The 22,192-nt window shown below is 31.7% G+C and carries 21 protein-coding genes, 1 other RNA gene and 1 pseudogene; 11 read left to right on the forward strand and 12 right to left on the reverse strand.

What is annotated here, in order from left to right; all coding sequences use genetic code 11:
- Positions 1-45 precede the first annotated feature (45 nt).
- From gshB to ABNT22_RS08525, 5 genes are read left to right on the forward strand one after another with little or no spacing between them, the layout of a single operon-like run.
- Positions 46-1,077: a glutathione synthase gene (gene gshB / locus ABNT22_RS08505; RefSeq protein ID WP_348717592.1), complete on the forward strand. Its 1,032-nt coding sequence runs from the start codon at positions 46-48 to the stop codon at positions 1,075-1,077.
- Positions 1,067-1,906, forward strand: coding sequence for a sulfurtransferase (locus tag ABNT22_RS08510; protein ID WP_348717591.1), 840 nt, complete (start codon positions 1,067-1,069; stop codon positions 1,904-1,906). The genes gshB and ABNT22_RS08510 overlap by 11 nt, the downstream gene beginning before the upstream one ends.
- The gene (locus ABNT22_RS08515) at positions 1,870-2,232 is read left to right on the forward strand and encodes a hypothetical protein (RefSeq protein ID WP_348727292.1); all 363 of its coding nucleotides are present in this window, start codon (positions 1,870-1,872) and stop codon (positions 2,230-2,232) included. Before ABNT22_RS08510 ends, ABNT22_RS08515 begins: the two co-directional genes overlap by 37 nt.
- Positions 2,233-3,063: an N-formylglutamate amidohydrolase gene (locus ABNT22_RS08520; RefSeq protein WP_348717588.1), complete on the forward strand. Its 831-nt coding sequence runs from the start codon at positions 2,233-2,235 to the stop codon at positions 3,061-3,063.
- Positions 3,064-3,094: 31 nt separating this feature from the next.
- A complete protein-coding gene (locus ABNT22_RS08525) occupies positions 3,095-4,252 on the forward strand; it encodes a flavohemoglobin expression-modulating QEGLA motif protein (RefSeq protein ID WP_412766893.1) in 1,158 nt (385 codons plus the stop codon).
- 51 nt (positions 4,253-4,303) lie between these two features.
- Here the strand turns inward: ABNT22_RS08525 and ABNT22_RS08530 are convergent, their stop codons facing one another.
- From ABNT22_RS08530 to ABNT22_RS08580, 11 genes and pseudogenes are all read right to left on the reverse strand, one after another.
- Positions 4,304-5,554: a hypothetical protein gene (locus ABNT22_RS08530; RefSeq protein WP_348717584.1), complete on the reverse strand. Its 1,251-nt coding sequence runs from the start codon at positions 5,552-5,554 to the stop codon at positions 4,304-4,306.
- Between the two features lie 202 nt (positions 5,555-5,756).
- Complete coding sequence (locus ABNT22_RS08535; protein WP_348717582.1) at positions 5,757-6,485, reverse strand: hypothetical protein; 729 nt, start codon at positions 6,483-6,485, stop codon at positions 5,757-5,759.
- Positions 6,486-6,516: 31 nt separating this feature from the next.
- Positions 6,517-6,897, reverse strand: coding sequence for a VOC family protein (locus tag ABNT22_RS08540; protein ID WP_348717580.1), 381 nt, complete (start codon positions 6,895-6,897; stop codon positions 6,517-6,519).
- A gap of 204 nt (positions 6,898-7,101) precedes the next feature.
- Positions 7,102-7,566 carry a carboxymuconolactone decarboxylase family protein gene (locus tag ABNT22_RS08545; RefSeq protein WP_348717578.1) on the reverse strand — a complete coding sequence of 155 codons (465 nt, stop codon included), beginning with the start codon at positions 7,564-7,566 and terminating at the stop codon, positions 7,102-7,104.
- Between the two features lie 71 nt (positions 7,567-7,637).
- On the reverse strand, positions 7,638-8,207 hold the full coding sequence (locus ABNT22_RS08550; RefSeq protein WP_348717577.1) for a Crp/Fnr family transcriptional regulator: 570 nt from the start codon (positions 8,205-8,207) through the stop codon (positions 7,638-7,640).
- Positions 8,208-8,253: 46 nt separating this feature from the next.
- Positions 8,254-8,685, reverse strand: a complete 432-nt coding sequence (locus ABNT22_RS08555) for an SRPBCC domain-containing protein (protein WP_348717576.1) — start codon at positions 8,683-8,685, stop codon at positions 8,254-8,256.
- 89 nt (positions 8,686-8,774) lie between these two features.
- Complete coding sequence (locus tag ABNT22_RS08560; RefSeq protein ID WP_348717574.1) at positions 8,775-9,248, reverse strand: hypothetical protein; 474 nt, start codon at positions 9,246-9,248, stop codon at positions 8,775-8,777.
- Positions 9,249-9,402: 154 nt separating this feature from the next.
- On the reverse strand, positions 9,403-9,834 hold the full coding sequence (locus ABNT22_RS08565; protein ID WP_348717572.1) for a hypothetical protein: 432 nt from the start codon (positions 9,832-9,834) through the stop codon (positions 9,403-9,405).
- A 1,612-nt stretch (positions 9,835-11,446) separates the two neighbouring features.
- Positions 11,447-12,169, reverse strand: a pseudogene (gene bla / locus ABNT22_RS08570) (subclass B1 metallo-beta-lactamase); the annotation flags it as partial.
- An 85-nt stretch (positions 12,170-12,254) separates the two neighbouring features.
- The gene (locus ABNT22_RS08575; RefSeq protein ID WP_348717570.1) at positions 12,255-14,702 is read right to left on the reverse strand and encodes a TonB-dependent receptor; all 2,448 of its coding nucleotides are present in this window, start codon (positions 14,700-14,702) and stop codon (positions 12,255-12,257) included.
- Positions 14,703-14,732: 30 nt separating this feature from the next.
- Complete coding sequence (locus ABNT22_RS08580; protein WP_348717568.1) at positions 14,733-16,421, reverse strand: M23 family metallopeptidase; 1,689 nt, start codon at positions 16,419-16,421, stop codon at positions 14,733-14,735.
- A gap of 147 nt (positions 16,422-16,568) precedes the next feature.
- Here ABNT22_RS08580 and ABNT22_RS08585 point away from each other — a divergent pair, with 147 nt between their 5' ends.
- The 5 genes from ABNT22_RS08585 (at position 16,569) to ABNT22_RS08605 (ending at position 20,677) form a co-directional block, all read left to right on the forward strand.
- Complete coding sequence (locus tag ABNT22_RS08585) at positions 16,569-16,859, forward strand: hypothetical protein (protein WP_348717566.1); 291 nt, start codon at positions 16,569-16,571, stop codon at positions 16,857-16,859.
- A gap of 12 nt (positions 16,860-16,871) precedes the next feature.
- Positions 16,872-17,159, forward strand: a complete 288-nt coding sequence (locus ABNT22_RS08590) for a cell division protein ZapA (RefSeq protein WP_348717564.1) — start codon at positions 16,872-16,874, stop codon at positions 17,157-17,159.
- Positions 17,160-17,214: 55 nt separating this feature from the next.
- Positions 17,215-17,323, forward strand: a non-coding RNA gene (ssrS, locus tag ABNT22_RS08595) — 6S RNA.
- A 47-nt stretch (positions 17,324-17,370) separates the two neighbouring features.
- Positions 17,371-18,936: a ribonuclease Y gene (gene rny, locus ABNT22_RS08600; protein WP_348717562.1), complete on the forward strand. Its 1,566-nt coding sequence runs from the start codon at positions 17,371-17,373 to the stop codon at positions 18,934-18,936.
- A gap of 142 nt (positions 18,937-19,078) precedes the next feature.
- The gene (locus ABNT22_RS08605; protein WP_348717560.1) at positions 19,079-20,677 is read left to right on the forward strand and encodes a DUF11 domain-containing protein; all 1,599 of its coding nucleotides are present in this window, start codon (positions 19,079-19,081) and stop codon (positions 20,675-20,677) included.
- A gap of 50 nt (positions 20,678-20,727) precedes the next feature.
- Here the strand turns inward: ABNT22_RS08605 and ABNT22_RS08610 are convergent, their stop codons facing one another.
- A complete protein-coding gene (locus ABNT22_RS08610; protein WP_348717559.1) occupies positions 20,728-21,462 on the reverse strand; it encodes a hypothetical protein in 735 nt (244 codons plus the stop codon).
- Between the two features lie 231 nt (positions 21,463-21,693).
- Between ABNT22_RS08610 and ABNT22_RS08615 the strand changes: the two genes are divergently transcribed.
- Positions 21,694-22,191 carry a DinB family protein gene (locus tag ABNT22_RS08615; protein ID WP_348717557.1) on the forward strand — a complete coding sequence of 166 codons (498 nt, stop codon included), beginning with the start codon at positions 21,694-21,696 and terminating at the stop codon, positions 22,189-22,191.
- Position 22,192 lies beyond the last annotated feature (1 nt).

The raw sequence follows: 22,192 nt of genomic DNA on the forward strand, positions 1-22,192 counted from the left end.
GTGTTTATTTTATTAATCAAACTAAACTAATACCAGTTTAATTATATGAACATTTGTTTTTTAATGTATCCTTGGGAAGAGATTGACCCAGAGAATGATACTACATTAGCACTTATTCATGAGTGTGCAAAAAGAGGGCATGGAGTAGCAATTTGTACACCATCTAATTTGACAATACGTAACAGTATAACGAATGCGTTTTGTACGATTATTAATAGAATGGAGAAAGTACCATCAAGTATAAAATCGTATTATAAAAAAGCAACTACAAGGGAAGAGATGTTACCATTAGCAGGATTTGATGCTATTTTTATGCGTGCGAATCCACCATTAGATCCTTTAATGCTGAATTTCCTTGATTCTGTAAAAGATGATGTGTTTATCATTAATTCTGTTCAAGGAATGAGAGAAGCTAATAATAAACTGTACACTGCGGTTTTTGAAGATCCTAATAATGAAATTATTCCAGTAACACATGTATCTAAGAATAAAGATTATTTGATAAAAACGATTGCAGAGTCATCATCTGATAAAATGATTTTAAAACCACTTAATGGTTATGGTGGTTCTGGAGTAATCTTAATAGAAAAATCGGCAATGGGTAATATTAATTCGTTGTTAGATTTTTACATTAGTAAAAGTGATGGGTCTTCAGATTATGTAATTCTTCAAGAATATATTGAAGGAGCAGAAAAAGGAGATGTTCGTATTTTATTACTAAATGGTGTTCCAATTGGCGCAATGAAACGAATTCCAGGTGAAAAAGATCATCGTTCAAACGTTACTGCTGGAGGAAGAGTGGAGAAGCATAAGTTGACAAAAGCAGAAAAGGTTCTTTGCGAAAAAATAGGGCCTAAATTGGTTAAAGATGGATTGCTGTTTGTAGGAATTGATGTAATTGGAGGAAAGTTAGTCGAGGTGAATGTAATGAGCCCAGGAGGAATAACCTATATCAATAAGGTTTCCAAATTGAAACTTCAAGAAAAAGTAATCGATTTCTTAGAAAGTAAAGTGTTAGAAAAAAATGCAGCTTTCAGAAGAATGACAGATTTAAAGAGAACAGTAAATGAAGCTTAAAGTACCTTCTTCTTTAGTTAATGTAGATTGGTTGTACAATAACTTGAATAATGAAAATATCATTGTGTTAGATGCAACTATTCAAAAAGTAGGAGCAAGGAGTAGTAACGATACTATAAAAGAGCAAATACCTCAAGCTGTTTTTTTTGATTTAAAGAATGTGTTTTGTGATAGGGAAGGAGTATTCCCAAATACAGTGCCTATAAAAGAACATTTTCAAAAAGAAGTTAGGAAGCTTGGAGTTAATAATGACAGTTGTGTTGTAGTATATGATACCTTAGGAGTGTATTCTTCACCAAGAGTTTGGTGGCTTTTTAAATTATTTGGATTTGAAAATGTAGCTGTGTTAAATGGTGGATTAAATGAGTGGAAGCGTTTATCTTATAAAGTTGAATTAGCTCAAGAGTCAAAGATACAAGAGGGTAATTTTACAGCAAGTTATAATAAAGAGGTATTCGCAACTTCAATAGAAGTTCTGAAATCGTTAGATGAAGATGTTTGTATCCTCGATGCTCGATCAATAGGAAGATTTGAAGCAACTACTCCAGAACCAAGAGAAGGTTTAAGAGGAGGACATATTCCGAATTCTAAAAGTTTACCATATGCTGTTTTGCAAGAAGAAGGTAAAATGAAAACGTTAGAAGAGTTAAAGAAGCTGTATGCGAATAGAAATCCTAAAAATCAAGAGATGATTTTTACATGCGGTTCTGGAATTACAGCATGTATTTTAGCTTTGGGAGCTGATGTATCAGGGTATAAGAAATATAAAGTTTATGATGGCTCATGGACAGAATGGGCAAGCAAGTTAGAATTACCAATAGAGAAATAATGGAGTTAGATTGGACAAAGAGAGAATTTGAAATATATGTACTGTTATTCGCAGCACATTGTAACTATATAGAAACAGAAGAAGAGAGAAACTACATTTTAGCTAAAGTAGATGAAGTTACTTACAACAAAATGCATACAGAGATTGTTGCAGAAAGTGACCATACTAATTTAGAAAAGATAAAACTATATTTAAAAGAGAATAAGTATTCAGAGAATGAGAAAGATGATTTAATTAGAGATATTAAAGAAGTCTTTTTTGCTGATGGTACGGTAGATGCAATGGAAAGGAAAGTATTTGGAGTTTTACAAAAAATATTGAGTTAAATGCTGAAATTATCTATTGATGATATCATTGAGAAGATTCATAAAGAAGAATTTTTCGAAGCAGTAAGCGAAGAGTATTCTTTTATTTTAAAAATTGATAATTATGTTCCTTATGTATGTGGTGCTGTGCATGATGGGCATCAATTTAGAAAAGAACTTTGGACTAATTGTAAACATACCGAATATGAACGTTGGTATGAAGAAGATCCAGAAACTAAAAACATGGTCATCTCTCATCCTATTGTCATAGCGGGTTTAGATTCTCGATTTGAATATGATCTTAATAGGGCACCAGAAACAGCGATATATGAAGATGCTTGGGGAAAACAATTATGGCACAAACCACTTTCAGAAGAAATGAAGGAAAGAAGTCTTCAAAAACATGCTGATTTTTATAAAGTTGTTCATGCCTTAATTACAAAAATAGAGGAGAAATTTGGATGCTGTGTGGTATATGATATACATTCTTACAATTGGCAACGATGGGAACGAGAAGTGCCCGTGTGGAATTTGGGAATTGCGAATGTAGATAATACCAAGTATGCAGATACTATAGAATCTTGGAGGAAGACCTTAGAACTTATGCCATTACCTAATGGGATACAATCTACCTCTAAAATCAATGATACTTTTCAAGGAAATGGGTATTTTCTAAAATATATAACTAAAAATTTCAGTAATACTTTGGTTTTGGCTACAGAAATAGCAAAAGTATATTGTGATGAAATGAACCAAGTAAACTACCCGGAAGTAGTTTCTGCTGTAGAAAAGTATTTAAGAATTGAATTAAAAAAACACGCTGAAACTTTTTACCAAAGCTTTAAATTGTAACTTTGCAGCCACTTTTTCAAATTGAATTATGATGAATGATATGAATGTTGCTACACAGGAACTGTTCAAAATAGATACATATATTGATACGCTTGTTAAAAAGATAGAGCTATTAAATTATGTTAATCCAACTAATATAGAAGAGCAAAAGGAGTTGTTTTTTACTTCGAAGTATTTAACAGATCCAGTATTTGAATATCCTAAAAGAGATTTTGATAAGTTTAAATTACATAGAGAATTTTTTACACTTGAATTAGAGAAGATTAGTGATGAAAGAATTCGTAATTTGTATGAAGAAATTGTTTACTTCTATTCTGGTTTAATTCAATGTATAGAAACAATAGGTGAAGGGAAAAAGTTCTATTATAATAGTTTACGTTCTTTTGGAACACCTACTGAAGAAGATGTAGAAAATGCTAAGTTTATCTTACATTTTGAAGATAAGGATAAAGATTCTGATGTATTTAAACCTAAATTTTCACCAGATCAGGCTGTTGAAATATTTAAAGAATATGGTAAAAACTATGAATTTGATTTTCATATAAAAAAATCAACAAAAATGAGTGCTATTGCTATGGTTTTAAATAGTATTAAAACTTTAGTAATTAGCGGTAATCATACTTTTTCTGAAAATGAAATGTCCATTCTTACAAACCATGAAATAGGAGTGCATATGGTTACTACCATGAACGGATTAGAGCATCCATTAAAAATATTTTCACACGGTTTTCCAAACAATGTTGAAACTCAGGAAGGATTGGCTGTGTTTAGCGAATATATGTCTGGTAATTTAACATTGAAAAGACTTAAAGAATTAGCTTATAGAGTAATAGCGGTAGATGCTTTAGCAAAAGGATATTCCTTTTCTAAAACATTCAGACTATTACATAATACTTATGATTTGGAAAGAGAAGATGCTTTTTACAAAACGGTGAGAGCCTACAGAGGAGGCGGTTTTACAAAAGATTATTTGTATTTGACAGGACTCAAAAAGATTTATAACTATTACAAATCGGGAAAAGATTTGAGTGTATTATTAACGGGTAAAGTGTCATTAGATTTTGCTGAAGATATTGAGTATCTGATGAAAAATAATTATGCGGTACCTTCAAGGTTTATAACAGATTCTTATGCAGAAAATAAGAATGAAAATAAAACCATTGATTTTATCTTAGAGAATTTAAAATAAAATCAATGGTTTAAAAACCTGTAACAGGTTTATGGGCTTAAGATTTTAGGATTACCATCCTTCTCCGCCACCATTACCGCCACCTCCGGTTGATTGACCGTTGCTTAGATAAATATTTCTTTCTTTGGTAACAGTTTGACCATTCTTTGAAGCTCTTACATATATGGTAACATTACCACTTGTTGTTGGAGTCATTAATATAGAACTTGTTGTAGAACCGTTTATTTGCGAACGTTTTCTTGCCCCATTAGGATATCCAATTCCCCATACCCAATTGTCTACAGAAGTATTGCTAGATACCCAAAATTTATGATACAAATATCCACCGATATATACATGGTCAATTTCAAGATTAATCGAAGATAACTGTAAATTTACAATAGGCTGACAATCACTAACAGCTAAACTAATAGGGTTACTTGCAGGCGAACTACCGTTATATGAAATATTAGATACCTGGTAAAGCTCAACACTACCGCTATTTAGTAAACTCTTAATATCAATATTGGGCTTTGTAGTACCTATAGTAGCCATTCCTGGCCAACTATCTTTAATTACCCAACGATTGTCATTTGTCCATCCAATAATGGTAAATGCATGGTATGAAAGACCTCCAGCAGGAATAGTATAGTTTCTAAACTTTGTGGCATTATGAATTCCACTTTGACTTCCTGAAACCTTTAATACAATAGGTCCATCGTCTAATATCTTTTGTTTTATGTCTTCATCTGTGTTAAGAGCATTATTATCTAATTGATACGCGTTTCCAACGGTCACATAGTTTCCTAATGCTCCCCCATCGGTAACTTGCCAAACAGGAGGAGTAACATCAATGTTTAAAGAGATATTATAAGATTTTTGACCACTTGAATGATTGATATATGCCAATACCTGTGATCTTGGGATGCTACAACCAGAAGGATCTGGATTATTAACAGGACAAGATATTGGAGCAAACGAATTAATAGCAGAATTGGATGTGGTTAAAGGAATTTTAAAGGTTGAGTTTAGAATAGAAAGGTAATTAGTAGCACTCCAAACTTTATAATCTAAATAAGCTTCAGATAAAGAGAATAAACTGTTACCAGATACATTATTTTCAATTCCATAAGTCGTCTCAATAGCCGCATTAAAAGCAAAAGAAAGACAAGGCCCCTGATAAGGTTGTGATTTTGCTTCCGTAACAAAATCTTTTGTTCCGTTCGTTGTTGGTGCACTATTCCAAGAAAAATCACAAGGAATGTTTTGTGCAATTAAGTTCATTGAAATCAATGAAGCGAGAAGTAATAATTTTTTCTTCATAATTTGACATTTTTATTTTTAATGTAATTTTAAAAATGCGTAGGGACATTTATTATACTGTGTACAGTAATGAAAAATGTTACCCCAACTTTTTGAAAATTAATAAAAAAGCAAATAAACAACATCAATTTTATGTTGGATAATAAGAATTTCGTCTGAATGAAAGGTTGTCTTATTTACCTAAGAAAAAAGAAATTTTTGTTTAGTTCGATACGAGGGAACTACGATCTATTTTTTCAAGATAAGTATATAAGATTTGTTCATTTACATGAAGGAAGTTTATAAGTTTTAAAGCTACAATTATAGCATTATTAATGAGACCTTCTTCATCAGTACTAAATTCAACTTGTAATTTATGGTTTTTAGCCTGCTCATCATTTGAAATACCTTCAGGGTCTAACCAAGTGCCCTTTACATCTATTTCAGTAACGGCTTTTAAAAAAAAGAAAGTATCAGATTTACTTTCTGGAAGTATAATAGTTAAAATTTCCTCTTTCCCCCTTTCCAAATCAATATTCATAGTGTTGTCACCGTATAAGCAAACGTAAAGTAGATCTCTAGCTTTTTCTAAAAGTATGTTTCCTTTTGGTGTTCTTTGGTTAGGTGTAATTATTTCAAGTCCCATATGCGATGGGTTAATCAAGTAATTTTCACTTTCGAGTTGTTCTCTTGTTACATGTTGGTAATGCTGAATAAAAGTGTTAAAAAAATGTGTAGTATAATCAGTTTTACGAATCCTATTTATTCTCTCTCGTAAATTGTTAAAGCGATGGTTTTGCTCATGTAAACTATGTCTTTCGCAAGTAAGAAAAATGATTTGCTCGATAAGCCAATCTTTATCTTTAGTAGCTAATTCGGCACGGATTTTTGCTTCCAATTGAGGAAACAAATCATCTTGAGCTTTTTTAATAATACGGTTGATGTGGTCCATTGAATTGATTTTTTTGGTAAAGAAGATTGTGCTATTCTTTAAGTTTAAAAAGAGGGTTATAAATTAAACCTATAATATTACCGAATGGATCTTTAACCGTTCCAGTCATAATTTCTCCACCAACATTAAAAGGTTTTTCATGTGCTGTTGCACCTAATTCAATGAGTCTGTCATAAGATTTCAGAATATCATTAACGCCCCAATAAGTAATTACACTTTCTGTTTTGTTAATATTAGGCTGTTCTTCTGGTTGTAATCCTAGTTCATAGCCTCCAATATTAAAACCTACATAAAAAGGTTGGTTAAAATAGGGTTGGATTTCAAATGCTTTAGTATACCATTCTGTTGCCTTGGCAATATTTCCTACTTTATAAATGGTAGTGCGTAAGCCAAGAAATTGAGATTTCTTCATTTGGTTAGTTTGTTTAGATTCATCGGGGTTTGTGCACTTCTTATTTGAGTTATTAGAAAAGATCGAAGAAACGTTTTCTTTTCATAATTCAAGAATTTAGCAAATTATTTTGGAGGTAATTTACAAAATGTAAAGGAATGTTTTGATAAAAAAATAGATCAAACATTCCTTTGTGGTAATTAAAGAATTGGATTGTTAGTTCAATTAATCTAGATTAAACTGATTAATTTTATAGTTTCCAGGAGTGAAATTAAATACTTTCATTAAGCGATTCCAGGTATTACTTTGCGAAATTGCTAAGCTTAAATAGCAAATTTCTTCATTAGTCAAGTATGAGGATAACTGATGAATTAGTTGCTCTTCAATACGAGCAGAAGATAGTTTAGTTAGCGTTTCTGTAAATTTAAGTATAACCCTTTCCTTTTCAGAAAAATAGGGAGTGTCTTTCCATACACAAAGAGAAGATAATCTCAAATCGGTTTCTCCTAAATGCTTTAGCTCTTTATGATGCATGTCAACACAATAAGCACAACCATTGATTTGAGAGGTTCTCAATTTTACGAGTTCAATTAATTGTTTGGTTAAAGTAGATTGTAATATTGTTTTTTCAATAATTCTTAAGTTTTCAAACATTCCTTTAGGAATGTCTGCATAGGTAATTCGTTCCATAATTTAGTTTTATAATCACAAAATTATAAGAGAGAAAGTAAGTAAAACTTAAGATATCTTAAGAAAATGAATTAGGTGTTTTTTCTAATTTCACTAAGGTATTCTGGGGATATTTCAAGATATGAAGCAAGCATGTATTGTGGCACTCTTTGTGCAAAATTGGGAAGCTTTGTTATAAAATCAAAATAACGTTCTCTACTTTTCATTTGAAGAAAGACATCATTTTTTCTTTGAACTGCTATGAGCATATTTTCTGCAATAATGCGAAAAACACGTTCTAATTTTGGTAGTTTTATGTAGAGCTTTTCTAAAGCTTTTTTAGATAAGCACAATACATCGGTATTTTCTATAGCTTGAATTGCTTGTTTGGAAGGACTTTCAGAAACAAAACTTTCCATATTGGTGACCCACCAATTATCAATAGCAAATTGAGTGATTTTCTCTTTTCCACTAGGAGTATTATAAAATGAACGGACTACTCCTTTTAGAATAAAGTATTTATAAGTACACCTTGAATTTTCTTTTAACAAAAATTCCTTTTTTAGAAATGTTTTTACTTCTAAGTTCTCATAAATTAAATCTATTTCATTTTCACTGAAAGTAGCATATCTATTTAAATATGAATGTAATTTTTCTTTCATGATAGGGTAATGTTCATCAAAAAACTAAAATTAAATAAAGTATATCTTATTTTAAGAACGATGCTAAACGCTCTTTAATAAACCAATTCCAACCTCCAACACAACTTTCTCTTTTAAACTCTTCAATATTTGTGGTGAAGCTTTCTGTTATTTTGTGTGTTAAGACTAATTGAGAACCCTTTTCAGTTTCAAATACTTCAAAAGTTACAAAAGAATCACCTTCGTATCCTTCATATTTCCAGTTATACCTGACCCTCTTTAAGGGTAGTACTTCTGTTATTTCCCATAAGTGAGGAAATACTCTATCTTCGTTTTGAACAGTAAATTTAGTTTTAAAACCAACCTTTGGTTCAAAAGTTTCAATATTCTCAAAGAACCATTGTTTCATTTGGTTTAAATCGGTGATTGCTTTCCATAGTTCGTTTATGGAAACATTAAATGATTGTTTTACAATTACAGGTTTATCAGTGTTTTTCATGTTTGTCAAATTATCGTCAACGTTTAGTATGTGAAGTTAAGCCTACCGATAGGCAGCCATGATTTCATTTAGATTGTTAGCAATTGTATTTATCGTAAATCATTTAGTTGTATCAAATTGCCGTTCCAATTATCATGTGAATCTATAATGTCCTTAGTTTTAATTATAGAATATTGGGAGTTAAGATTTAATGTGTCATTATAAAAGGTTATTTGTTTAGTTTTATTGTTATACTCTAATTCTGGCCATTGGTCAATTGGCGTTTTGATGGTTTTTCCGTTGCTAGTTTTAATTGAGTTCTTAACGATTTTGTTGATTTTTAATTCATTTTTTATGGTTACTCCATTAAACTGTATTATTCCAAAATAGTTAATTTGACTGCTCTTTTTTTTTCCAAAAAATATCCAATTAAGTACAAAAGAGGAATCTTTTATTTCGATGCAAACTACTTCGTTTTTTGGAGTAATATAAATAAGCGTTTCTTGGAGTTTATTTCTTTTAGCTGAGTTACATCCTATAATTATAAATGAAAGGAATAAGAGTTTAGTAAAAATGCGATTCATGAATCAAATAATTGTTAACGTATTTGTGTAAGATCAGTTACGGAGTAAGTTAGTTATTATTTTCTGTTATTGTACTAGTGTTAGCAATTACGAATGGGTTCGGACTTAGTTGAACCTGCCATAATTGCGGTTATCCCTTGTGGTAAGTAGTGTTTTATTCAGTTTTATAATGCAATAATCCTTTTTCATAAAGCATATTTTTAAATTTTTTAGAATTACAATGCACTTTATCAGTTGATATTCCGCTTCCAATTCCATAAATAAAAGGTCCAGGTCTATTACTCCAACCTTTTCCAAATGCTCTCGGTTCATAACCAGCAATTCGTCCACTTATTAAAATCCGATTTTTGTTTGTTACTTTTTCAACTATTAAGTCAACACAAGGGTAAATTTTGTTTTCTCCGAGATAAACTTTTTTAGTAATCAGTTCAGTTACATTATCTCTTCCAGTTGCCTTTGTTTTCTCAGCTAAATGCCATTCAAATTCAAAGTCGTTTGGTAATTCTTTTCCCGAATGTAATTCAGCATAAAGTTTTAGTTCTGAAAGAGTTTTTTCGATATGTTTTTTGAATTCGTTACGGGTCATTTGTCAAATATTGCACAATGATTTATGTGTATGGTTTGTTGAGTATTTTTTATTTTAATAGTTGCTCTTCTTTGATCATATAAAGAGTCTCTTCTGTTTCATTTGGTTTTAAATCGGTGATGGCACTCTACAATTTGTCGATAGAAACATTAAAATTTTCCTCTATAACGATAGGGTGATCTGTAGATTTCATGTGTTAGTGCTTTTTTAATTCATTCTCAAAATGTACCCATTTTACAGTCCATTCTTTATGAGAAGTAGTTCCTTCAGTAGTAAAAAATAAGAATTTGTTATTTGGTGTTACATATGGATTTCCTTGATTATAATCATTTATTTGAGCGTCCAACTTTTTTGCCGTCATCCATTTCCCTTGTTTATCTTTGAAACTAATCATCAAATTCAAATGTTCTTCAATGGTAGCAAAAATAATATAAGATTCATCTGGAGCTACATAAGGCGTACACTTTTGAATTTTGTTTATAGATGGAAAATCAATTTTCTCTGCATTATTAAATGATGTTTTGTTCGATTTAGACATGTAAAGATACATATCGCTGTAGTCTAAATTACTTGCATGAAAATATAGGTTCCCGGAATTTGTAATAACTGGGTGAGAAACTAATTTATCTCTCAAATTGGGAATGTCGATAAAAACAGGTTTACTCCAAACTCCCTTTGTTTTTTGACACTTCCAGAGGTGCCAGGTAGGAGAAACTCCATGCAATTTTATGGGCCTAGTAGAACTGAAGTATATGGTATTTCCATCAGGAGAAAAGCTCATACCATGATCGTTATACTCGCTATTGAAGAAAGCTTTTTGGGGCTTAGACCATGTTCCGTTGATATTTTGTATCATATAAACATCAAAATTATCAAAGGTTTTATCAGAGATGGTGTAATAGTATGCTTTGTAATCTGGACTAAAGATTCCTTTATGAATAATTTTATTTGTTGGTGTTAATTCTGGTTTGAACGGAATTGGAATTTTTGTTGGAACCTTAACAGTTGAAGGAAATGATACATCGGTAGTTTCTAAAAGATAGTTTCCTTTGGCCCAAGCTATGGTTGGATTGATCCATTCTTTTAAAGGTTTAAACAAAAAACCGTGATTCATTCCAGTGTTCAATTCAATTTCTTTGAAGTGTTTAATTTGACATGTTGAATGTTGTTTTCGAGACAGAGCAGAGACACCATAAGGATCAGACTTTTCATAGATATTTAGAATATTTCCACAGAAATTAATTTCAGGAATATTTTGAATGTCACTGTTTCGAAAACTAGCTATAAAGACAAAATTTAAATCCGAATTGTTGGCAATAGTAGAAACATACTGAGCAATATATCCTCCTTTTGATGTCCCCACAACAGTAATGTTATTAGCAGGAATACCAGTCGTAATCAAACTATCAATTTGATGTACAACATTTAAAGCATATTCACGTGCATTTACGTTTCCTTTTCTTTGCTCGCTAATTACTTTAAGTCCGTTTTTTTGGAAGGTGTTAAGTATCTTTTTGTATTGTGTTTTACCATACTGTGGGTGTACGTCGTTTAAATTATGCTCCTCTAGAAAACGGTTGTGAAGGAAGAAAAGAATCGGTTGTTGTTTCGGCTCAAATAAGTCAATGGTATAGTTTAAAAGTTCTATGCCACCACTTTTGCCATGTCCAGGAATAACTGTTTTCAAATAAGGGTATTCTCTTTTAATTTTAGTTACCGTTGAAGACCATTCAATAATATTGGCATCTGCTAAATTACCCTTAGGAGCATTTACCTGCTTAACTAAACAACCACCAAACAAAGTATTTTCTGAAGGGACATATCCAATAACATTGTCTTTGGTATGTCCTTCACCAAAGTATTTAGCATATACTTCTTGATTTCCAATGATAAATTTATATTCTTTATCAAAACTATGTTGGGGAAGGGGCTGTTTATTATTTTTCTTAGCTAATTGAATAGTCTTGTTAGAAGCGTATGATTTTATTCCTTTTGAATGAAATGCGTTAAGACCACCCAAACAATCAACGCGAAAATGTGTAACAACTAAAGCTTTTACTTGCTTTTCTCCAATCCAGTTAAGCAATGCTTCTGAGGCTTTTTCATCTATTGGGGTATCGAAAACGATAGCTTCATTTTGATTGAAATATATCATTCCATTGCTAGGAACTTTACCTAAAGTTTTGGTAGATAAATAGGAAGTATGCTGAAATACATTCTCATTAACTCTTTTAATTTTTAAAATATCAGATTCATAGTCGTTCCATTCTTTTTTATGACTAGAACAGCTAGTAAAAATTAAAGCAATTAGTAATATTTTCAGTATACGCTTCATTATGCAAAAAAGTATGTGGTTATAATAAGAACCATAGATTAATTTGAAAAGCTTCTATACTTCAAAGAATCATTGAATAGGCTAATTAAAACTTCATTCCAACTTTAAAATTTAATACTCTTCCTGTCATAAAGTTTGGTATACCATACTGACGTTTACTATAAGCATCACGTACCCAAGTATTGGTAATAGAGTTACGAATGTCGAACATATTAAACAATTCTAATCCTAAAGTAAGCTCTTTGAAGTTAGATAAAAAACCATGTTTGATTTGTTTATTATTATCAACAAAAACATAGGAAATACCTAAATCAGCACGTTTGTAATCATTCAATCTATTTTGAAATTCGTATACATCAGCATAGGCAGGAGCTCCTCCTGGAAGTCCAGTGTTATATACAATATTCAAATAAGCTTTTAAATCAGGTAGGTTCGGAACATAATCTTGAAATAATAAACCAAACTTTAAACGTTGATCTGTAGGTCTAGCAATATAACCACGATCATTAATGTTCTCTTCCGTTTTTAAATAACCGAAACTAATCCAACTCTCATTTCCAGGAACAAATTCACCATTTAACCTTACGTCTAGACCATATGCATAAGCATCGGTTACATTGTCGGCTCTATAACGTATACGAACATTGTCAATAGAATAGGCATTTACATCAGATAAATTTTTATAATAGGCTTCGGTGGTTAATTTAAATGGACGATTCCATAAAGTGAAACTGTAATCATTTCCTGCTACAATATGAATTGACTTTTGAGCTTTAACCTCGGGATGAATTTCTCCATTAAAATCACGTAATTCCTTATAAAAAGGTGGTTGAGAATACCAACCTCCGGATAGTCTAAACAACATATCCTTATCCCAATCTGGTTTTATGGCAATCTGTGCTCTTGGACTGAAGGTAGTATGATTTTGAGAAGCTTGATTACCTGTTTTAACGCTCCAATGATGAGAACGAACACCAATATTATACCATAGTTGATGATCATTTAGCATTGTTTTTCTACTAAATTGAACAAATCCTGTAAAGCGATTGATATCTACTTCGTTTTCAGTACGGATATTTTGATATGGTTCTATTGGTCCTGTAAACGGTTCGTATGGTTGATTGTTTGTAATATTATGATGAGGAGGGCGTACAGAAAAACCTAAAGAATCAATAACCTCCCATTCTCTAATACGATCTTTGATATTTTCTTTTTGATATTTAATACCAGCATTCCATTCAGTATTACCGTCTTTAAGTGTTGCTCTTAACTGAACATTACTAATTAAAGCATCTAAATCATTTCGGGCGTGATTTATTTGAGATCCAATTCCTTGTGAAAACAACACATCACCAAAGTTTTCTGAGCCAATATTACCGTTAACTTGACCTAGCGCATATGCTGCTGCTATATCAAAATATTCCTCTTCTTGTGTGTTAAAAGAAGAAACAGTAGCCGTAAGTTTTAGTTTGTTATTTACTTTATAATCTGCAGAAAAAGCGCCAAATAGTGTTTGGAACTGATCTTGTTCTTGACCTTGATAAAAAACGATTAATTCTAAAGGATTCGCTAATCCACCAAAACGAGTTCGTCTTGTTAAAGGTTTGTAATTATAATCGTTTAATGAAAAGTTACCTAAAAAGTTTAAAGTGAACTTATCATTGAATTCATAACTTAAAAAAGTTTGAACATCGGTAAACTGAGGTCTAAAATTTACTTCTGTTTGTTTGCTATTCACAAAAAGACTATTGTCTCGATAGCGTACACCTAAAATGGCACTTAATTTATTGTTAGCAAATGTATCTTCAATAGTAAAACTACCACCTAATAAACTCAAATCAACTTGTCCTTGAAAATCTGTAGGTTTTCTATAAGTAATATCTAAGACGGAAGATAGTCTGTCACCATATTTAGCTTGAAAACCACCAGCAGAAAAATTAATATTCTGAATCATATGAGGATTGATAAAACTCAACCCTTCCTGTTGACCAGATCTAATTAAAAAAGGACGGTAGATTTCAATACCGTTTACATACACCAAATTTTCGTCAAAATTACCCCCTCGAACATTATATTGAGTACTCAATTCATTATTATTACTTACGCCTGGTAATGTCATTAATACATTTTCAACTCCAGCATTGGCCCCGACAAGGGTATTTACCTTTTTAACATCAATTTTCGTAATACCTTGAGCTTCCTTTTTTTGATTTTTAAGAACAACTTCTTCTAATTCCTGTGTTTTAAAATTTAAAGTAGGAGAGAAGTTAAAAGTTCTACTACCCCTAGCAGTAAATTTCTTTGTTACACTTTTATAAGAAACATGCGTAAAAGTAACGGTAACCGTTTTTCTCACGGGAATAGTAAATTCATAATAACCGTTTGCATCTGTTGTAGTTCCTTTATCTAGGTAAGAAATAGCAACACCGTCTATAGGTGAATTGTATTTATTGATGATCTTTCCTTTTACCGTCGCCGTTTTTTGTGCAAAAATGGCAAGAGGGAACAATAATAATAAAAGTAGTTTCTTCATGTAGGGTTTTAATAGTATCTGTAAAGATTTTTACTTTCTAAAGAACGTTGCAGAAATTGTTTTGGTATTTCCAACATTATCAGAAACTACAAGTTTAAAAAGATGTTTGCTTCCAACCAACTTTTTATCACTAAAATCGTAAGATAAAATTCCTTTTTTATGATTGTATTCCATTAAAACCCAGTCGTTATCAATGGTAGCGCGATAATTTTTTATACCAGACCCTTTATCTTTAATTTTTATTTTGAGTTTTTTTAGTTGAGAAATCCACTGTTTGTTTTTAAAATTATATAAAGTTGCCGTTGGTGGTATTGAATCATACTTTAGTGAATACGTTCCTAGTAATTTAGTAGTTGTATATATTTTATCTAATTTTTTCTTGGTCGAAGTATATCTCGAACGATTTTTAGTAATGTTGGCTATATACACTTGCTGTTTTTCTTTTTCCGTTAAATGTTGAGTGAAAAAGGTTAAGGTATAACGCTTATCTAAGGGAATAATAGGTTCATGAATTTTAGCAGTATCATTTTTTACAATAAAATCGATAAAAGAATCTTTGTAAAAAGTATTTTTAGGAAATGCTATAGTAACATTGTTTTGTTCAAACTTATGAAACTCCTTAGCATTAATTTTATATGCTGTAGTATCCTTTTGAGTAAAAAGAGTATTGCTTTTTACCCCTTGAACAGGAATGTTTATGGAAGCCATGTTCCCTTTAAAATCTTTAGCAATAATTTCTACTTGATAGGTATATCTATCTTCAACATGTATTTTTCCATTGTTTATTAAATCTTCATAAATACTTAATCTGTTTTCTTCAACTTTATGTGTTTTTTGAAGTCTATTCCTGTATTTATTATAATGTTTGTAATCAATTAATAAGTTGATGTATTTGCTTTCGGCAAATGAAAATGTTTCTAGATCGTGATAATAAACACGAGTACCGTTCAATTTCATTTCGAGACTATAAATACCATTTTTGTTTAAAGCTCCGTCTAATCTATCAAAAACTTGAACACCAAAACCAATAGTCCCACTTGCCTGAATTTTATTGGTAATGTATTGGTTATTTCCTTTATTACGGAGTTCTAAGGTTGTTTTAATGGAAGAGTTGTTTATTCTTGCATCTTCAGATAGAGGGTACACTACCAATTTTCTTACAGTTGGGGCTTTTGTATCTACAGGCAATAAGCCAAATAGCATTGGATTAATGATATGTTCTGTTTTAGTATCTCTTATTTCATAATGCAAATGTGGTCCCCCAGAACTTCCTGTATCACCAGTATACCCAATAATATCTCCTTTTTTAACAGGAAAACGTTCTGGTTTAGGGAAAAGATTTCCGGTTGCATACTTTTCTTTTTTGTATTGAATATTCCTAACGTATGTTTGAATTTTTGGAGAAAATCTTCTCAGATGGGCGTATACTGTGGTATATCCGTTAGGATGATTTAAATAAAGAGCTTTACCAAAACCATATTGAGCAACTTTTATTCTGTACACATAACCATCAGCAGGTGCAAAAATAGGAATCCCTTCTTTACCTAATGTTTTAATATCTACTCCCGAATGAAAATGATTACTTCTAAGTTCTCCAAAAGTACCCGAGAGTATTATTGGGATTTTTAGAGGAGCATTAAAATAGTTTTGAGGATATTGCTTTTGAGCGACCCCAATTTTAAAAAGAAAAAAAGTTAAAAAGGTTAAGAAATATTTCAATTTGCAATGGTTTTTAACAAAAATAGTAAAAATTATGCCAAAAACTTAGATGGTTTATAACCAGTTACATAGGAAAAAGCATTAAAAATTTTGCTATCTAGTTATAGATTAATAACTTTGTGAATATAGTTTTAGTCTGAAAAATAGATGGGTAACACTTTAGAAGCAATTCATTTACTGGAAGATAGATTAGAAAAACTTTTAGCTAACTATGAATTTTTAAAGGAGGAAAATGAAGTTTTACTTCAACAAAATACAAAGTTACACTATTTGTTAGAAGAAAAGGACATGGAGCTTAAAGCAAAGGAAGGAGAATACAATTTGCTTAAAGTAGCCAAAACTATAGAAGGCAGTAACGAAAATACAAGAGAAACAAAACTCAAAATAAACGCTTTAGTTCGAGAGATAGATAAATGTATTGCACTCTTGAACGTTTAAAAAGTTCTTTACATGGCAAAATTAAAAGTTAATGTTGTAATAGCTGGAAGAAATTACCCTTTAAGTGTGAATAATGTTGAAGAAGAGGAGGGGATGAGAAGAGCAGCAAAGAATATTAATGAATTAATTGCTAAATTTGAAGAAAATTATGCAGTTTCTGATAAGCAGGATGTATTAGCTATGTGTGCTTTACAATTTGCTTCAAGAGTAGAGATAGAAAAGTTAGCGAGCTCTATAGAAACTGAAAAGGCGCTAAAAAAAATAAATGAACTAACACAAAAGTTAGCTCAACACATATAAGTTCTTTAAAATAAAAATTTAAATATACTGCCTACATTAGTACATTGTTTGATAAACTCAACGTTATATAATTATAAAGGATGAGTCTCGGTTAGTAAAGCATGCCGTTTTTTTTGCGGATCCTTGATCAATCGGTTAGTCCTAAACCTGTTTTTTTGGAGTTTATAAAACCCTACTGATGTAGGCTTTTTTTATACAATCAATCAAAATTATGGAAGAAGTGTTATTTCCTGTGTTAGCAGGAATTATAGGATTAGCAATAGGTTTTATTATTGCTAAAATGTTAGAAAAAACGAAAGCAAATAAATTAATTCAAGAAACAGAAAAAGAGGCTAAAAGCATTATAAAAGAAGCTAAAGTAGAAGCAGAAGCCTTAAAAAAAGATAAAATATTACAAGCAAAAGAAAAGTTCATTGAACTTAAAGCAGAGCATGAAAAGGTAATTTTAGGAAGAGAGAAGAAAGTTTCTGATGTAGAGAAAAGGATTAGAGATAAAGAAAGTCAAGTTTCTTCAGAATTAGATAAAAATAAAAAACTTAACCGATCATTAGAGCAAAAAGAAGCAGATTATAACTATAAATTAGACTTTTTAGAAAAAAAGGAGTCTGAAGTAGAGAAACTTCATAAACGTCATGTTGATATGCTAGAACAGATTTCTGGTTTATCTGCTGACGAAGCTAAAACTGAGTTGGTAGCTTCTTTAAAAGATGAGGCAAAATCAGATGCAATGTCTTTCATTCAAGATACGGTAGAAGAAGCAAAAATGACAGCACAACAAGAAGCTAGAAAAGTAGTTTTAAATACCATTCAAAGGGTAGGAGTTGAGCAAGCAGTTGAAAATTGTGTATCTGTTTTCAATTTAGAATCTGATGATGTAAAGGGTAGAATTATTGGTAGAGAAGGACGTAATATTCGTGCTTTAGAAGCGGCTACTGGAGTTGAAATTATTGTAGATGATACTCCAGAGGCAATTATTTTATCTTGTTTTGATCCAGTACGTAGAGAAATTGCACGTTTATCAATGCATAAATTGGTTACGGATGGAAGAATTCACCCAGCAAGAATTGAAGAAATTGTTAAAAAGACAGAAAAGCAAATTAATCAAGAAATTATTGAGGTTGGTAAGCGTACTGTGATTGATTTAGGAATACATGGATTACATCCAGAATTAATAAAAACTGTGGGTAGAATGAAATACCGTTCTTCTTATGGTCAAAACTTATTACAACACTCGAGAGAAGTTGCTAACTTATGTGGTATTATGGCGGCTGAAATGGGCTTAAATGCAAAAGCAGCGAAAAGAGCTGGATTACTGCATGATATTGGTAAAGTTCCAGAAACTGAAAGTGAATTGCCGCACGCTTTATTAGGAATGCAATGGGCAGAAAAGTATGGAGAAAAGCCAAATGTATGTAATGCAATTGGTGCTCACCATGATGAAATTGAGATGAAAAGTTTGATAGCACCGATTGTACAAGTTTGTGATGCTATTTCTGGAGCAAGACCAGGAGCAAGACGTCAGGTATTAGATAGTTATATTCAAAGGTTAAAAGATTTAGAAGATATTGCTTTTGGGTTTAATGGAGTACAAAAAGCGTATGCTATTCAGGCAGGTAGAGAATTACGTGTGATGGTAGAAAGTGCAAAAGTAAATGATGCAAAAGCAGCAGAATTATCATTTAATATTTCTCAAAAGATTCAAAATGATATGACATATCCTGGTCAAGTAAAAGTAACAGTGATTAGAGAAACTAGAGCTGTTAATGTTGCAAAATAGGATAAATAGAAGAAATAAAAGAGAAAACCAAATAAGATAATTATTTGGTTTTTTTTGTTTTTATCTCCATATTGAAACTTGTTTATGTAAATTTGTAAAGAAAAGATATAAAATACAACTAATAACATACACTCCCCTAAGAATGATTAAAAGTAGTATTATAAAGTTATGGTGTTTTGTACTGTTAGTTTTAACGGTAAACACAGTAACGTCTCAAACAGTAATTACAAAAACTTATACTGGTGGTACTGTTTCGATTGATGATGATACAGTTTCTATTCCCATAACCTTTAATAGTGCGGATTTTCCAAACGGTACTAATATTGAAAACGTTCAGGTATCTATTACCTGGACAAAAACAGATGGAACTTGTGCGGTTCAAGATACAGGAAGTGCCTTTCATGATGAAACAGGGTTTGATTTACAAGGGCCAGGAGGAACGGTTCAAATTGCTGCAACAGGAACTTGGTCTGGAAATACAGATATAGGTAATGTGACAACCGTTTTTGATGACTCTTTTGGTACGAGCCCAAGTGGCACACCAGTAGGAGGGAACTTTTCTCCCTCAGGAAGTTTGGCAACCTTTAATGGAGGAGATCCAGTTATGACTTGGAATTTGTTGGCAACTGATACAGTTGGTCAAGATCCCTTATGTGTTGAATCGTATTCAATTACTATAACAACAACCGATACTTCGACATCTACATGTTTGAATGATATTCTATTAAATTCAAATCCAACAGATGATTTTGTAGGCCCTGCACAAAATTGTAGTAATCATACAGGAGGAGATCCAACGAGTAACGCAAGTGATATATTCAGATACCCTGCTTCAACTGCTTGTTATGAAAGTGTAGATGTTTCAGTTACAATTATTCCTGATAACCCAAATAGTGCAGGTAATCCTGGGTTTGAAGGAGGGGATTATGTAGAAATTACATTAACAGATGATAATGGTAGTACCACCACAACGATTGCTGGTAGTACATATAATGGAGGAGCAAGTAATACTTTTACTGCAACTAGAACTAACCCAGGAGCTAATTTAATCATTGATGTTTTTATACATATTACAGGTAACTCAAATGCTTCGAATGGTGGGGCCTGTTTAGAGCGTCTTAGAGTAACTAATGTAACTGTAACAGGATCTGATACAACACCGCCTCCAACACCAACTTTAAGTAACGCAACATTTGATTGTAGTGGTACTCCAGCGGCTCCAACAGTTACAGATACATGTAATTCTAGTACAATAACAGGAACAACAACAACATCTTTTCCTATAACTACAGTTGGTACCACAGTAGTTACTTGGACATTTACAGATAGTTGTGGAAATACCACAACAGCTGATCAAAATGTTATTATAAATGGATGTGCTGATTTAAAGCTTACAAAAACTGTGAGTAGTGCTTTACCTAAAGTAGGTGATAGCATAACCTTTACTATTACATTAACCAATGCAGGGCCTTTAGCGGCAACGGGAGTCGAAGTAACCGATTATACTTTGCCAGGGTCTACAGCAACTTTGCAGTATGTTAGCCATACAACTTATGGAAGTTCAACATACAATCAAGCTACTGGAGTATGGGATTTAAGCTCAGAAACAATTCCACTGAATACACCGGTTCAATTGACCATAACTGTTAATGTGATAGCCGCTGGTCAAATAATTAACACTGCTGAAATAACCAATAATGGTCTCGCAGATACAGATTCTACAGAAGGAAATAACAATTAGAATTATTAACATATAAAAAATAACCTCATAAAAAGAGGTTATTTTTTTGTTTATCTATTAGATCTTCTATTTGATTTATCTGCTCTGTTTGGGTTTGCTTTGAAGTAGATATCGTCTCTTCTTTTCTTTGGCTTACGTCTTTTTAAAACTTTACTACGTTTTCCAATTTTAGCATTAGGAACGGCTCTATAATAAAAGAAATTATCATCTTCTCTAAATTGACGGTAGTTATTTCTAAAATCTCTTCTGTAAAAATATACATCATCATAATCAAAAACATCTCCAATATTAATATCTATATCAATTCCACCATCATTGTAGTATACATCATCTTCACAATAATCATTGTATTTTACATTTCCATAAAATCTCGGATTACCCCAACGATCGTATCTAATTCTTAGGTTACCTACATCAGTTAGCTGTCCGAATCTATATCTCATGTATACACTACCAATTCTTTTTACGTTACCTCTTGCATCATAATTGATAAAAGTATTCCCTACACGTCTTACACGACCTCTTCGATCTCTTTCAATACGCACACCTCGATTGGTTTTCATTCGTTTCCCGTAGTAGTCGAAATATCTTGTATTTCTATGGTGTGTGTTAAAGTCGAAATCACCATTTAAAAATACATGAAATTGTACACCTCTTTCTACGAAGGTAACAGCGTCATTATAACGAGATGTAACCCCAAGTTTGCTAGTTGATTTTGTGATGTTGTTAGCGTTCATTGTTGCTATAGTCATCATTCCTAATAATAAAAGTATCCCTTTTTTCATAATTGCTAGTTTTAGGGTTATGCCTACTCTATATGCTTTTCAGCTTCCGCATTCTGTATAGGCATTTTTCAAATAACGTGCCAAAAAAGAGTCTTTAGAGCAAGTGATTGTTTTTTGTTATTGTAACTGTTTGTTAGTAAGAGTGTTAAAAATGTTTTTAAAAAATAGTTATTATAGCTCGTAAAAAACTTTATATTTATACGACTCTTTATTCAAAACCAATATTTAAGCATGATTGACGCCATCGAGAAAAATCTTCAACGAGGAATTAAATTATTAAGTTCTATAACAGATGAACAGTACAGTAATAATACGATACCTCCGTATTTTTCAAGTATTGGAAGTAATATGCGTCATATTTTAGATGTGTTTTCTTGTATTTTTAATGGAGTTGATTGCTGTTGTGTTGATTTTTCTGATAGAGAAAGAAACACCTTAGCTGAGCAAAAAACAGCAGAGGGAATTGCGTATTTTGAAAGGATAATTAAACAATTAAAAGCGTTAGAAGCAGAAGACTTCGATAAAATAATTTCTGTTACGGATGATTTAGGTACGGGAAGAGTTACCGCCAATTACACTTTAGGTAGCGCTCTAATTCAAGCGCACAGTCATGCCATACATCATTATGCCAGTATTGGATTTATCATAAATCAATTAGGAATAGAATTACCAGATGCTGATTTCGGTTATAATCCAACCACGCCACGATTAGCGAAGGTCGATTCATAAG

This window comes from Tenacibaculum sp. 190130A14a (genome assembly GCF_964048965.1).
Taxonomy (GTDB): Bacteria; Bacteroidota; Bacteroidia; order Flavobacteriales; family Flavobacteriaceae; genus Polaribacter; species Polaribacter polynesiense.